This is a genomic window from Mesorhizobium sp. NFR06 (genome assembly GCF_900115245.1).
Lineage (GTDB): Bacteria > Pseudomonadota > Alphaproteobacteria > Rhizobiales > Rhizobiaceae > Mesorhizobium.
The window spans coordinates 268345-281487 of sequence record NZ_FOVT01000006.1 but is presented as its reverse complement, the minus strand read 5'-3'; the positions used below and the strand labels follow the sequence as shown (position 1 = coordinate 281487).

At 63.2% G+C, this 13143-nt stretch carries 19 protein-coding genes and 1 riboswitch; of the genes, 11 read left to right on the top strand and 8 right to left on the bottom strand.

Translation table 11 applies throughout. The features are described from left to right. Nucleotides 1–55: 55 nt before the first annotated feature. From F3H96_RS14045 to F3H96_RS14025, 5 genes are all read left to right on the top strand, one after another. A complete protein-coding gene (locus F3H96_RS14045) occupies nt 56–325 on the top strand; it encodes a hypothetical protein (RefSeq protein ID WP_149802315.1) in 270 nt (89 codons plus the stop codon). Between the two features lie 191 nt (nt 326–516). After that, nucleotides 517–1014 carry a sulfocyanin-like copper-binding protein gene (locus tag F3H96_RS14040; protein ID WP_244620005.1) on the top strand — a complete coding sequence of 166 codons (498 nt, stop codon included), beginning with the start codon at nt 517–519 and terminating at the stop codon, nt 1012–1014. A 223-nt stretch (nt 1015–1237) separates the two neighbouring features. Next, a riboswitch (Fluoride riboswitch) is annotated at nt 1238–1299 on the top strand. Nucleotides 1300–1397: 98 nt separating this feature from the next. After that, entirely contained in the window at nt 1398–1790 is a 393-nt protein-coding gene (crcB, locus tag F3H96_RS14035) for a fluoride efflux transporter CrcB (protein ID WP_149802314.1), read from the top strand. Nucleotides 1791–1813: 23 nt separating this feature from the next. Then, the gene (gene crcB / locus F3H96_RS14030) at nt 1814–2248 is read left to right on the top strand and encodes a fluoride efflux transporter CrcB (RefSeq protein WP_149802313.1); all 435 of its coding nucleotides are present in this window, start codon (nt 1814–1816) and stop codon (nt 2246–2248) included. Between the two features lie 28 nt (nt 2249–2276). Further along, a complete protein-coding gene (locus F3H96_RS14025) occupies nt 2277–2621 on the top strand; it encodes a DUF190 domain-containing protein (protein ID WP_149802312.1) in 345 nt (114 codons plus the stop codon). 17 nt (nt 2622–2638) lie between these two features. On the opposite strand, the gene F3H96_RS30540 is transcribed toward F3H96_RS14025, so the two are convergent. Further along, entirely contained in the window at nt 2639–2845 is a 207-nt protein-coding gene (locus tag F3H96_RS30540) for a hypothetical protein (RefSeq protein ID WP_188131392.1), read from the bottom strand. A 274-nt stretch (nt 2846–3119) separates the two neighbouring features. After that, nucleotides 3120–3542 (bottom strand): nucleoside-diphosphate kinase, encoded by a 423-nt coding sequence (gene ndk, locus F3H96_RS14020; protein ID WP_149802311.1) that lies wholly within the window; start codon nt 3540–3542, stop codon nt 3120–3122. Nucleotides 3543–3719: 177 nt separating this feature from the next. On the opposite strand from ndk, the gene F3H96_RS14015 reads away from it, so the two are divergent. After that, on the top strand, nt 3720–3926 hold the full coding sequence (locus F3H96_RS14015; protein ID WP_149802310.1) for a hypothetical protein: 207 nt from the start codon (nt 3720–3722) through the stop codon (nt 3924–3926). On the opposite strand, the gene F3H96_RS14010 is transcribed toward F3H96_RS14015, so the two are convergent. Together F3H96_RS14010 and F3H96_RS14005 are read right to left on the bottom strand one after the other, a co-directional pair. Beyond that, on the bottom strand, nt 3923–4219 hold the full coding sequence (locus tag F3H96_RS14010) for a DUF1905 domain-containing protein (protein WP_149802309.1): 297 nt from the start codon (nt 4217–4219) through the stop codon (nt 3923–3925). The two genes, F3H96_RS14015 and F3H96_RS14010, sit on opposite strands and share 4 nt — an antisense overlap. Before the next feature lie 23 nt (nt 4220–4242). Continuing rightward, nucleotides 4243–4935 carry a glutathione S-transferase family protein gene (locus F3H96_RS14005; RefSeq protein WP_149802308.1) on the bottom strand — a complete coding sequence of 231 codons (693 nt, stop codon included), beginning with the start codon at nt 4933–4935 and terminating at the stop codon, nt 4243–4245. Between the two features lie 54 nt (nt 4936–4989). Between F3H96_RS14005 and F3H96_RS14000 the strand changes: the two genes are divergently transcribed. The 3 genes from F3H96_RS14000 (at nt 4990) to F3H96_RS13990 (ending at nt 7470) form a co-directional block, all read left to right on the top strand. Then, nucleotides 4990–5502, top strand: coding sequence for a DinB family protein (locus tag F3H96_RS14000; RefSeq protein ID WP_149802307.1), 513 nt, complete (start codon nt 4990–4992; stop codon nt 5500–5502). 189 nt (nt 5503–5691) lie between these two features. Beyond that, nucleotides 5692–6504 carry a GGDEF domain-containing protein gene (locus F3H96_RS13995; protein WP_149802306.1) on the top strand — a complete coding sequence of 271 codons (813 nt, stop codon included), beginning with the start codon at nt 5692–5694 and terminating at the stop codon, nt 6502–6504. A gap of 180 nt (nt 6505–6684) precedes the next feature. Next, on the top strand, nt 6685–7470 hold the full coding sequence (locus tag F3H96_RS13990; protein ID WP_149802305.1) for a GGDEF domain-containing protein: 786 nt from the start codon (nt 6685–6687) through the stop codon (nt 7468–7470). 10 nt (nt 7471–7480) lie between these two features. On the opposite strand, the gene F3H96_RS13985 is transcribed toward F3H96_RS13990, so the two are convergent. Further along, a complete protein-coding gene (locus F3H96_RS13985) occupies nt 7481–7900 on the bottom strand; it encodes a hypothetical protein (RefSeq protein ID WP_149802304.1) in 420 nt (139 codons plus the stop codon). Between the two features lie 303 nt (nt 7901–8203). Between F3H96_RS13985 and F3H96_RS13980 the strand changes: the two genes are divergently transcribed. Further along, complete coding sequence (locus F3H96_RS13980) at nt 8204–9016, top strand: sterol desaturase family protein (RefSeq protein ID WP_149802303.1); 813 nt, start codon at nt 8204–8206, stop codon at nt 9014–9016. 266 nt (nt 9017–9282) lie between these two features. On the opposite strand, the gene F3H96_RS13975 is transcribed toward F3H96_RS13980, so the two are convergent. Further along, nucleotides 9283–11364 carry an ATP-dependent helicase gene (locus F3H96_RS13975; protein WP_149802302.1) on the bottom strand — a complete coding sequence of 694 codons (2082 nt, stop codon included), beginning with the start codon at nt 11362–11364 and terminating at the stop codon, nt 9283–9285. A gap of 71 nt (nt 11365–11435) precedes the next feature. Further along, the gene (locus F3H96_RS30535) at nt 11436–11603 is read right to left on the bottom strand and encodes a hypothetical protein (protein WP_188131391.1); all 168 of its coding nucleotides are present in this window, start codon (nt 11601–11603) and stop codon (nt 11436–11438) included. Nucleotides 11604–11744: 141 nt separating this feature from the next. Here F3H96_RS30535 and F3H96_RS30530 point away from each other — a divergent pair, with 141 nt between their 5' ends. Then, nucleotides 11745–11921 carry a hypothetical protein gene (locus F3H96_RS30530; RefSeq protein WP_188131390.1) on the top strand — a complete coding sequence of 59 codons (177 nt, stop codon included), beginning with the start codon at nt 11745–11747 and terminating at the stop codon, nt 11919–11921. 218 nt (nt 11922–12139) lie between these two features. Here F3H96_RS30530 and F3H96_RS13970 read toward each other — a convergent pair whose 3' ends face one another. Beyond that, nucleotides 12140–13108, bottom strand: a complete 969-nt coding sequence (locus F3H96_RS13970) for a LysR substrate-binding domain-containing protein (protein ID WP_149802301.1) — start codon at nt 13106–13108, stop codon at nt 12140–12142. Nucleotides 13109–13143: the final 35 nt, after the last annotated feature.

Sequence of the window (13143 nt, the reverse complement as noted above, 5' to 3'; positions counted from 1 at the left end):
TGAAACCGCCAGACCGAATGCGCGGGTCGATCTGGCTACTCAAGGGAGACCAGAAATGAAAAGACATGCGCTTGTTCTTGCCGCCGCCGGCGTTTCGCTGATCGCCTTCGCCGGCCTTGCCAGGGCGGACGACCATCTGTTCAACGCCACCGAGCACGGGTTAAGCCCTGACGGCCAGCCCTTCCAGACCAACAAGGCCGGCCATAGCGGCGACCTCGCGCCTGGGCAGGGCAGTCCGTTCACCGGTGAGGAGACCAAGACGCCCGCCACCGACACGGACGCGGCAAACGATCATGCGAATGTGAAGGAGCGCCAAGCGAAGTGACGTCAACGAAGTAAAGTCATACCTCGCAGCGAAGGCTAAGCGGCGGTGCAGAACTTTTGATGCCGGCAGGAAAACGTCCCTGCCGGATATCTCCCCATTGTCGGCAGATTGGCTGCCGAAGCGTCCTGCCGGCTCTGCAACGCTGCAGATTGACGAACGCCGCACCCGCTGTCGTTTGGATGGAGGTCACCATGAAACGCACATCAACACGAGCGGCGGTCGGGCTGACTGCTGCAATGCTGATTGCAGGAGACGCAAGCGCTACTCAGGCAGCATCGCTTGTCAATGTCTCGCTGTGGGACAAAGGCGCGAGGATGCCGATGGCGATTGGGCTCGCTTATGCGACGCCAAGCGCCGATACCGCCAAGGCGACCATGGGCATCAAGGTTTCGCCCCCAGAAGTGAAGGCCGGAAATGTCACATTCAATGTGAAGAATGACTCCAAGGACAGGGTCCACGAAATGATCGTCATCTACCTCGCCAATCCTGGTCGGCAGCTTCCATACATCAACGCCCAGAACCGCGTTGACGAAGACAAGGCCGGCGACAAGGGCGAGGTTTCGGATCTCAAACCCGGCGCGTCTGGCACGTTGAGAGTTAATCTCAAGGCTGGAAAGTATCTGCTGATCTGTAACCAGTCAGGTCACTATGCAGCCGGCATGTGGACCGAATTCACAGTTGATCCGTAGGCCCGGCTCTGATGGGAGCGTCTGCCCGCCGGCGCAGCAGGTCGCCGTCAATCGGCTAGCGCGGGATGGTTCCGGGCATCGAACAGTCGAATGCGGGGGAGCTTGGCTGGGTATAGGAAACGAGTCTGGGTCGCGCGGGCCGGCGGGGGCGCGCAAGCGATTGCCACGGCCGGCGATCTCACGAGAGCCGATTGACCGTCTTGCCGGAAGCACATAGTTTCCCATGAAAAATGGGGATGGGGTTCCCCCGAAACCGCCCTTTGGGCTGATGACTCCTGCCAGGCGTGCTTTGCGCGGCAGGATTTGTTTTTTCCGCTCGCATCGTGCCTGCTTTGTTGAAGTGATTCCCTGGGTGGAATCGCCAGAGAGAAGGTATTGAAGCGATGACCCTTGCGGCTTGCGCCCTGGTCCTGATCGGCGGTTTCTTCGGCGGTATTTCCCGCTTTTTCCTCTCCGGCGTGGTCGGCCGCAGCGTTGGCGAGACCTTTCCCTGGGGCACGCTTGCGGTCAACGTCTCCGGCGCCCTTGCCATCGGCGCCTTCGCCGGCGCGGCGCGGGCGCTCGGCGGCGTCTTCGCCAGCGATCTCGTCCGCGACCTGATCGTCGTCGGCCTGTTCGGCGGCTACACCACAGTGTCGTCCTTCTGCCTGCAGACGCTCAACCTGGCGCTCGACGGCGAAGGGCGGCTCGCCGCCTTCAATGCAGTCGCCTCCTCGGTGCTGTGCGTGTTGTCCGTCGCCCTCGGCTTCCGGGCGGTCCTCTGGATGGCCGGTTAGCCATCGGCATGACGGGTGAAGCGATGACAGACAGACAGGCGGCGATGCGGCTTTATCTGGCGGTCGGCTGCGGTGCGGCGATCGGCTCGCTGGCCCGCTTCCTGTCGGGCCATGTCATCGTCTCGCTGCTGGGGCTCAACGCGCTTTGGTCGACCGCTTTCGTCAATGTCGTCGGCTCGTGGATCATCATGGCCTTCGCCACGCTGACCGGGCCGGACGGCCGCCTGATGGTCGCTCCCGCTAGCCGCAATTTCGTCATGGCCGGCTTCTGCGGCGGCCTCACCACGTTTTCGGCGATGAGCCTCGATACCTTCATCCTGCTGTTCGAGGGCGACTTGCCGCTGGCCGCGACCTATCTCATCAGTGTGGTCGGGCTGTCGCTCGCCGCGGCGTGGCTGGGCTATCTCATGGCGTCCAGGCTCAACCGCTTGCCAGGAGGCGATCAGGCGACCAGGTGATCAGGCCAACCCGTACGAGGAGGAGAACATGGAACTTCCCGCGCAATGCGCGCTGCTCAGGATCTTCTTCGGCGAAGACGACAGGGCGGCCGACGGCAAGCCGCTGCACGAGGCAATCGTCATCAAGGCGCGCGAGACCGGCATGGCCGGTGCCACGGTGCTGCGGGGGCCGCTGGGCTTCGGTCGCTCCAGCGTGCTGCACACCGCCAAGATCCTGCGCCTGTCGCAGGATCTGCCCATCGTGGTCGAGATCGTCGACGCGTCGGAGAAGATCGATGCGCTGATCCCCGAGATCAAGGCGCTGACCAGGACGAAGAGCTGCCTGATGACCAGGGAGAAGGTCGAGGTCATCCGCTACGGCGAGGACGATTGAGCCCGTTTTTCGCTCGATCAGTGGTGGCGAAGACGGCGGCTGATAGTATCTTCGTCGAAAATACCGGCGGAAAAGAGCTTCATGGCTTCGATCGCCAGCTCCGACGCCTCCGGGCTGCCGGGGACGATGCCCCGTTCCTCGCAGACCTGGTCGTAAAGGCGCTTCAACAGGACGAGATCGTCCGGATACGCAGCGCCACTCCTGGAAACATGGAGTTGGGCCATGCTTCCCTCCCTTCTACTAGGAGCATGATGCCGAAAAGTGCGAAGCGGTCTTCAGACGACATCATGCTCTATCTCTTTGATTTAGAGCCGGTTTCATGAGATCGACTCGACCTGAAATCATCCGGTTCTAGACGCAAGCGCGATAACCGCTTCCAGCCGGCGACATCGCTTCGCCGGCGAGGGCGGACTTAGCGCACCCGATCAGCCTGCCAACCCCGTTGCGACAAAAAAGCGGCCCTTCGGCCGCCTTTGTTGCAAAGCCGAAATTGTCGGTTCAGCCGACGATTTCGGTGTCCGAGAACCAGTATTTGATCTCCTGCGCGGCGGTCTCCGGCGCGTCCGAGCCGTGCACCGAATTCTCGCCGATCGACAGCGCATGCACCTTGCGGATGGTGCCTTCGGCGGCATTGGCCGGGTTGGTGGCGCCCATCACTTCGCGGTTCTTGGCGATGGCGTCCTCGCCTTCCAGCACCTGCACGACGGTCGGAGCCGACGACATGAATTCCACCAGCTCCCCGAAGAACGGGCGATCCTTGTGGACGGCGTAGAAACCCTCGGCCTCGCGGCGGCTCATCCACACGCGGCGCGACGCGATGACGCGCAGGCCGGCGTCTTCCAGCATCTTGGTGATGGCGCCCGTCAGGTTGCGCCTGGTCGCGTCCGGCTTGATCATGGAAAAGGTGCGTTCGATCGCCATAGGGTGGTCCTTGTTGTGGGAATGGAAATTGGAGTGGCGGGCTCTATACAAGCCGCTTGCCGGCTTGCCAAGGGGAGGCGGCTTCTGGTCAAGGCGGCCGCTTTGCGGGATAATTAGGCGGCTGCATGCGCCTCCGGCGCTTGGTCCCGGAGTGCCGTGACAGCGGAGCCTGAGGCGATGAACTGGCCTTATCTCAGACGCGGCGACATCCTGGGCGTCGTCTTCATGGCACTCATATGCGCGGCGATCGTCTTCGTCCTGCTGGTCCTGCCGCCGAGGGATCACAATTTCGGCTTCGGCCCGGAATGGCGATGCGCCCGCATGGGCGAGGGCGACCCGATCTGCGTCAAGCTGGTCGAGAAGGATGCGCCCAGGCAGGATTAAAGCTCGATCTCCACCGTCAATGTCGGCGCGTCGCCGGCGTTGAGGCCTTCGCGCTGGCGCACCGAGGCCTTGACCGGCAAAAGCAGGCTGCCGGACGCCTTGTCGGGAAATAGTGACGTTTGCCACCTTGTCTTGCCGATGATCGCCGTGACGCCGAGCGAGCCCCAAGGGCGCGCCAGTCCCGCCATCGCCGCTTTGATCGGCGCCGCGAACTCCACAGGCAAGGTCACGAAATGCCAGCCGCCTTCACCAGGATAAATCCAGATCTCGGCCTGCACCTCATAGCGCAACATGGCAATTCCGACGCTCGCTGCCGTCACGCCGCCGCCGCGACCTGTCTGCCGATCCCGCCATGCAAGTCGAGGCAGCGCTCGAACCAGTGGGCGATGATGTCGCCATCGTCGAGCAGTTGGAAAGGCGAGGCGATGCGACCCCATTGCAACGCCCCGAACACGATGTAATCGGCAAACAGCGGCGCCTCGCCGCCGATGAAGGCTTGGCGGGCGAGCGTCGAACGCAGCGGCTCCAGCGCGGCGCGAAAAGCCGAGAGCCCGGCATCGCGGTTGGCCACGACATCTTCCAGCCGCTTGCCGTAGCGCCGTTCGCGATCCTCGCGGAAATAGGCGGCGTTCGGCTCGTCCTGCATGGCATGCAGGTCGGTCAGCGCCACCGTCGCGATATAGGGGTGGATGGTGAACTGCGACCAGCGCTCGATGAAGCGCGCCGTCGCCTTGCCGCCTTCACCGGAAAACAGCGTCGGCCGCTCCGGATAGGCTTCCTCCAGATAGAGCGCGATGGCAAAGGAATCGGCCACCACGCGCTCGCCGTCGCGGATCACCGGCACTGTCTTCGATACGCCGCCCTCGACTTTGGGCACTTCCAGGAAGCGCGTCGGCACCTTGGTGGCGTCGAGCCCCTTGTGGGCCAGCGCCATCTTCGTCTTCCAGCAATGCGGACTGAACGGGCGTTGGTCATCATGGCCGACGAGGTCGTAGAACAGAATGGTCATTGAAGTCCCTGCGGGTTACGAAGAGCCAGGATTCGCTGCGAGCCGGATGGAATAATGAGACAGCATTTCATGATGTTTGCGGCCTATAATCAATGGGCCAATGCGCGCATCTACGATGCCGCCGCCGCCCTCACCGACGAGGAATTCAACCGCGACACCGGCGCCTTCTTCGGCTCGATGATGGGAACGCTCAACCATATCCTGGCCGCCGATCGCATCTGGATGAAGCGTTTCACCGGCGAGGGACACGCGCCATCGTCCCTTGACGCCATTCTTTACAAGGCGTTACCACCTTTGCACAGTGCGCGCGAGGCCGAGGACAGGCGGATCATCGACTGGGTCAGCGGCATGAGCGAGAATGCGCTCACCGGCCGCTTCTCCTACATGACACTCTCCGACATGCGCACCGTCTCGCAGCGGCTTTCGCCGGCGCTCAGCCATTTCTTCAACCACCAGACCCACCATCGCGGCCAGGCGCACATGGTGCTGACCGTGCTCGGCAGGCCGTCGGTGCCGCTCGACCTGATGCTTTTCCAGCGTTCCGAGGAAGGCCGCGCCTACGCCTGAGACCGGACGAGCCAGCCGATACTTTGCTGGCGCCCGGCCCTTGCTTGCAACTGGGTTCCAGTCTCGGCAGCGCGGCGGTTCCGTGCAATTCGCGCGGCATAGCTGCCGTTTTGGCAGGGTAGGTCGTCGGCGCAAATGTTAGCGGAATTGATAACGCCGTGTTTAGCGTCGATTCTGTAAGCTGACGGCATGAGTCCGCGCACCCGACGTATCCTGGGCAAGTCGATCGTTGTGACGATAATTGCGGTCGTCGCAACCTTCGCTCTGTCGTTCACGGCGAGGCTCGCCCTGCAGATGCCGATCGACTGGCTCAGCTGGGTGGAATGCACCTTCATTCCCATACTGATTGGGATGCCTGTCAGCGCTTACATCTTCGCCCAGGCAGAAACCATCCAGGACACATACGACAAATTGGAGAAGTCGTATGCGGCACTGAGAGAGACGCATGACAGGCTGGCCTTCGTGACCAGTCACGACCAGCTGACGGGGCTGCTCAGCCGCGGTGAATTCATCGCGCGCGTGGACAGAAAGCGCGATGAAGGTGAATGTGACACGCTTCTGCTTGTCGACATGGATCACTTTTCCTTAGTCAATGACAAGCATGGACATGCCAAAGGTGACGAGACCTTGATCCGGATCGCGAAGGCGCTCGTCTACATGACGCGCCCCGGCGATTCGATCGGTCGCCTCGGTGGCGAAGAGTTCGGAGTTCTTCTGCGCGACTTGCGCAAGGACCAGGCGATGATCATTGCGGAGAACATCCGCCGCCACATCGAAGGAATTCCCTGGGTCCAGGGCCGCCGGGACGACGTGAAGGTGACGGTCAGCATCGGAGGGGCGGAAATCGCTCGCAACGGAGATGCCGAGGATGTCCTTCGCCTTGCCGGCCGATGCGTTCGCGAAGCAAAACAACGCGGACGAAATCGGGTGTCGTCTGAATTTGAGATAGCTGGCTTGCGAGACCGCGCAGCGGGTTCGAATGAAAGCCGCCGCCGCGGCTGACGACGCGAAGCGGAACAATCGCCTGTGATAAGTCCGGATATCTGGGGCCCGCGGACGATCGCCAGCCTCTCGGGGCCTCCATGAGACCAACGTCTGGCTCACATTCGAATTGGAGACTGCACATTAGCGGTTCGTTTGCCTTCCCGCGCCAAGATGCCGCCATGCATGGGAGCAAATGACATGCGCATCGATTTATCCCCCACGAGTTGGGGCAGGGTCGTGGTGGTCACCGCCGCCGGCACCGCCTTTTTTATTGCCGCCGCCTTCTTCGTCGATTCCTTCAATTTCCCCTCGCTGTCGCCGCAGGCGCTGCTTTGGGCGCAATTGACGGATCTTTTCCTGCCGCTTGTGCTTGGCGGCTCGTTCCTGTTTTTCCTGATGTGGAAGATGCGCCAGCTGGCGATCACGCAGAAGGAGCTCAGCGTCATTGCCGCGACCGACAGCCTGACGGCGGTCTTCAACCGCGGCGCCTTCTCGATGCTGGTCGAGGCCTATCTCAAGCAGGCGCGCAGCCAAACCGTCGCTCATGCCGGCGCGCTGTTGATCGTCGATGCCGACCATTTCAAGTCGATCAACGACCGCCTCGGCCACGATTGCGGTGACCAGGCGCTCCGCTTGATCGCCGCGACGATCAAGGGGCAACTGCATGGCGCCGACATCGTCGGGCGCATCGGCGGTGAGGAATTCGTGGTCTTCCTGCCCGGTGCCAATGCCGCGCGCTCCTTTCTGGTCGCCGAATCCATCAGGCGCAGCATCCGCGAGGCCGAGTTTGCACCCGGCGGACGGCCCTGGCCGCTTTCGGTGAGCATCGGCGGCATCGCCTTCAGCGGGCCGACAACCTACCACGACATGTTCCAGGTCGCCGACCGCCACCTTTACAAGGCCAAGTCCAACGGCCGCGACCGCGTGAGCTTCGAGAGCCCGCGCAGCATGCTTGGCGGCGACGACGCCGGCACGGTCCACTGAACGATCGAGCTTACCGCCGGCTGCGGTTGAGCAACGGCCTGTGCTGGCGGATCAACTGGCGCTCGATGTCGACATAGGGTCTGATCAGGCCCGCCGCGGTCGGCGTCGGCTCCGGCTGATGCACCACCGCCGTCAGCATGCCGTGCTCGCTGAGCAGGTTGAGCCACTTCAACGCTTCCCATTTCGGCGTTGTGCCGCCGCGGCCGGCAAGGCTGCGGTTGATATAGCCCGGATAGGAAAGCAGCCGCTTGCCGGCCGAGGCGCCGCAGGTGCCGATCCTCACCGGCTTGCCCTCGGCGGTGATCCAGGCATAGACGGCCTCGCCGAGTTCGCAAGCCTTCGGGTCGATTATCGTCACGCGGATCGACGATTTGTCCCGGCTGAGCCGCATTTCGGCCGCCGGCTTGAAACGCTCGCGATCGAGAAACATCCGCCCTCCTTGCCGCGCGTCCGCAAATGGCATGGTGAACGCGAACGGTCCGTGCGGTGTTTCACGCAAGCGGCCGAAAAGTTTCACGCGATTTCCGCGGGGCAGCCCTGCGCCGCTCATGCCTGGAGCATGATGCCGAAAAGTGTGCGGCGGTTCTGACAACGACATGCATCAAAACAAAGATCTGAAAGCGCGTCGGCTGAATCCGTTTTGGCGCGACGCGCTTTAGGCGCGCCATCAACGGTCCGTTCATCCTTTGGCGGCTAGTGTCGGTGGCTGGCCCTACCCGATCCGCGAGCGACCGTGTTCGATCTCATCGACTTCAAGGCGGTGCTGGTTATCGCCCTCATCTTCATCCCGTTGGAGCAGCTCCTGCCGCTGCACGGCGAGCAGTCGGTGACGCGCCGGCATTGGCTGAACGACGTTTTCTATCTGCTGTTCAACGGCATCGTCATCAAATTCGGCATGTTGCTGGTGATCGGCGTGGCGATGCTGCTGATCGAGCGTTTCGTTCCCGTAGGGCTCACCGCGGCCGTCCAGTCGCAACCTGTCTGGCTGCAGGCGATCGAGGCGCTGCTCATCGCCGACATCGGCTTCTACCTCGCCCATCGCGCCTTCCACGCTGTGCCGTTCCTGTGGCGTTTTCACGCCATCCACCACTCAATCGAGGAGATGGACTGGCTGGCCGCCCACCGCGTGCACCCGGTGGACCAGATCCTGACCAAGTCGGCTTCCTTCGTGCCGCTGTTCGCGCTGGGTTTTTCCGCCGAGGCCGTTCTCATCTACGTGCTGATCTATCAATGGCAGTCGGTATTCATCCACTCCAACACGCGCATCGGGTTCCGGCCGCTGAAATGGCTGATCGCCTCGCCGCAGTTCCATCACTGGCACCACGCCAACGAACGCCAGGCCTTTGACAAGAATTTTGCCGCCCAGCTGCCCTTTCTCGACCTCATCGCCGGCACCTTGTTCATGCCGCCGCGAATGCCGGAAAAATACGGCGTCGACCAGCCGGTGCCCCAACTCTACCACCAGCAGTTCGTCCATCCCTTCGTCGCCGCGGCCGAGCCGGTCGCGCCGATCGGTGAAGCCACGCCCGCCGCCAAGCCGGATTGAAGACATAAAATCGGAAAACTCCGGAGAGGCTTTCTTCGGCGAGTCCCGTCGTGGGCAATCCTAGCGCATTTTCGCCGTTTCACGGAAATGGCGAAGCGCTCTATCTCTTTGTTTTGACGCAATTCCTGACGGAAAACCGTGTCACACTTTCCTGGAACTGCGCTAAGGCGCGTCGCGCTGAAACGGATTTCAGACGACGCGCTTCAGGTTTTGTGATGATGCTTGTCGTTGTCCCAGAACCGCGTCGCACTTCTGAGCGGCATGCATTATTTCCACATGCCTCGCATGCGGGCGCCGAGATCGACCTTGACGCCCGGCCGCTGGCGCGGGTCGTCCTTGATCGCGGCGCTTGCCCAGGACGACTGCTCGAAGGCCGAAAGCATCGAGGCCGGGATGAAGCGGGTGCGCGAGGCATAGACGTGGCGGTCGCCGCGCGCCGGCTGGTTGTGCGGATAAAAGCGCTGCGGCACGATGAGATGCAGGCTGTCCTTGGCCCGCGTCATCGCCACATAGAGCAGCCGGCGCTCCTCCTCGATGTCCTCCTTCGTGCCGACGCCGAGATCTGCCGGGATGCAGCCATCGACGGTGTTGAGCACGAACACGTTCTTCCACTCCTGGCCCTTGGCAGAATGGATGGTCGACAGGATGAGGTAATCCTCGTCGCGATGCGGCGGACCGGCCTGGTCGCTGGTGGCGTCGGGCGGGTCGAGCGTCAGTTCGGTGAGAAAGCGCTCGCGCGAGGGATAGGTCGACGCGATCTGCTCGAGCTGTATGAGGTCGGCCCGGCGCGTGATGGCGTCTTCATGAATGCGCTCCAGGTGCGGCTCGTACCAGAGCCTGATCCGCTCGAGATCGGCCGGCCATTTGGCGCCGGCGCGCAGCCCGCTATAAATGTCGAGGAAAACCGGCCAGTCTTGCGCCGCGCGTTGCGGCGGCCGGAAGCGGGCAAGGCCCAGCGTCTCGTCCAGCGACGTCGCCATCGCGTCGACGATCTGCGAGGCGGCGGACGGCCCGATACCCGGCATCAGTTGCAGCACGCGGAAGCCGGCGACGCGGTCGCGCGGGTTCTCGGCGAAGCGCAGCATCGCCAGCATGTCCTTCACATGCGCGGCGTCCAGGAATTTCAAGCCGCCGAATTTGACGAACGGGATGTTGCGGCGCGTCAGCTCGACCTCGAGCGGCCCGCTGTGATGCGAGGCGCGGAACAGCACGGCCTGCGCCTTCAGCGCCGTGCCGGCCTCGCGTTCGGCGAGGATCGCCTGGCAGACATAATTGGCCTGCTCCGCTTCGTCGCGCACGCTGACCAGTTGCGGCTTGTGCGAGGACCTGCGCTCGGTCCACAGGTTCTTGGTGAATCGCTCGCTGGCCTCGCCGATCACCTTGTTGGCGGCGGCCAGGATCGTTTCGGTCGAGCGATAGTTGCGCTCCAGCATGACGACCTCGGCGGGCTTTGCGAATTGTTTCGGGAAATCGAGGATGTTGCGCACTTCCGCGGCGCGGAAGGAATAGATCGACTGCGCGTCGTCGCCGACAACGGTCAAGCCCGCGCCGTCCGGCTTGAGCGCCAGCAGGATGGAGGCCTGCAGCCGGTTGGTGTCCTGGTATTCGTCGACCAGAACATGGTCGAAGCGGGAGGAAAGATGCGCCGCGATCTCGGGCTCGGCCGCCATCTGTGCCCAGTAGAGCAGAAGGTCGTCGTAATCGAGCACGCTTTGCGCCTGCTTGGCCTCGACGTAAGCGGCGAACAGCTCTTTCAGCTGTTCTGCCCAGCCTGAGCACCAGGGAAAGGCCGAGCCCAGCACTTCGCCGAGCGGCGCCTGCGCATTCACCGCGCGGGAATAGATCTGCAGGCAGGTGCTTTTCGTGGGGAAGCGGCTTTCGGTTTTCGAAAAACCCAGCTCGTGCCGGGCAAGGTTCATCAGGTCGGCGGAGTCCTCGCGGTCGTGGATGGTGAAGGCCGGATCGAGGCCGATCTGCTCGGCATAGTCGCGCAGCAGCCTGGCGCCGATGCCGTGAAACGTGCCGGCCCAGGCGAGCGCGTCGGCGATGATCGCCGCGTCGCGTCCCAGCACCTCGCCGGCAATGCGTTCGACGCGCTTGGCCATCTCCGAAGCAGCACGCCGCGAGAAGGTCATCAACAGAATGCGGCGCGGATCGGCGCCCTTGACGATGAGATGCGCGACGCGGTGCGCCAGCGTGTTGGTCTTGCCCGAGCCCGCGCCGGCGATCACCAGAAGCGGCGCCGCCACCTTGCCGTCGCCATGCACCACCGCCAGCCGCTGTTCCTCGTTCAGCCGGGCAAGATAGGCGGGCGTCTCGAAGGACGAATCACGGGCGGCGATGTTCATCGCCCATCAAGCATCGTTTCCGCTTTGTTCGCAACGGGGTTGACCTCCCCTCAAGGGGAGATTGGCTGTCGTTACCTTTTCGGCTCGACCCCCATCTTCGCCGACTGACGCCGCAGCGTGCGCCGTTCATCGCCCGGCATGTCCAGCGGCGCGACATCGCCGGGCACCTCGTCGATGATCCTCACGGCGACGCGATAGGCGGTGTAGGCCAACAGTCCCGTAAGCAGCAGGCGGATCATGGCCATCTCCTTATACGTTCGATTGGCTCTCAACCGGACGCGGGCCGGATGGTTCCCCCAACCAACCAAACCGCGCCACGCAACCAAACCGCCGCCGTCTCGTTTGCCCTGCATGAAAGGGGCGAACGAGAGGAGGTCGTCATGAAGAAACTTCCTGTGCTGCTGGCTGCCGCGGCAGGGCTCGTGCTCGCCGCGTGCGACAACAGCGTGCCGCCGACCAAGGCGCCCGCGGTCGACCAGAACCCGCAGGTCGACAAGAACCCGGTGCCGAAATCGACCACCGGCGGCGACCAGCCCGGCACCCCGCCGAAGCAATAGCGCCGAGGCCGGCCCGATCGACTATTGTTCGGCTGAACGAAGAAGGCCGGCGCTGCTTGGGAGGAAGCTCGATAGCGCCGGCCAAGCGGGAAAATCAGGCCCGCCGCACGATCCAAGATAGCTGAGTCTTGCCGCCGCGTCATGGTGTGATCGCGGTAGCCGGCCATAGCGGAAAGATTATCGGAAAATGCCGACATTCGGCGCGGGGACGCCGGTCTTCACGCGATCGCCGCCAGCCTCACCGGCACGCCGGCGATCTCGAGGTCGAGCTGGCGCTGCGTCAGCGCCGCCTCGGCCATGATCCACTGCTTGAACAACTCCACCTTGCGGGCGCCGACCGCCTTGATCGGGTTGACGAAATACCACCCGGCAGTATTGGGGTGGTGGACCGCGAACGGCGCCACCAGGCGCTCGGCGCGGATGTCGCTTGCCATATAGGCGCGGTTGGCGACGGCAAAGCCCATGCCGGCATTGGCCGCCTCGTAGGCCATCATGCAGGAATCGAAATAGGCGCTCCTGGCCTCGCCGAGCACGAAGCTCGCGCCGGCAAAGCCCAGCCACGACTGCCAGTTCTGGGTGCAGGTGTCGGAGTGGAGCAGCGTGAAATAGCGCAGGTCCTCCGGCGTCACCTTCGACAGCGGCTTTTCGCCCAGCACCTCGTGGAACAGCTTGCGGCTGCACACCGGCGTCAGATCCTCCTTGAACAACAGCTCCGACAGCAAGCCGGGGAAATTGCCGTCGCCATAGCGGATCTCGACGTCGTATTCCGATGTCGAGAATTCATGCGTGGCGTAGGAGGTCGACACCCGCATCTCGATGTCGGGATATTGCCGCTGGAAAGCCATCAGCCTGGGAAACAGCCAGCGTGCCGCGAAGGTCGGCAAAACGCAGATGCGAAGCACGTGCGCCTGCGACTGGCCGGTGGCCTCCATGCTTGCCGCCACGATCCGCTCCAGCGCCTCGCGCACGCGCGCCACATAGGTCTCGCCTTCCGGCGTCAGCGACACCGCATTGCCGCCGCGCTCGAAGATCTTGAAGCGCAGCTGATCCTCCAGGCTCTTCACGCGCTGGCTGACGGCCGAAGCGGTGATAAACTGCTCTTCGCCGGCGCGTGTGAAATTCTTGTGCCTCGCGGCGCTTTCCACGATTTTCAGCGAGTTGAGATTGACCTGACTGAGCAGACGCACGGGGTTTCGACCTTAAGCTGGGCTTACGCTAGCAC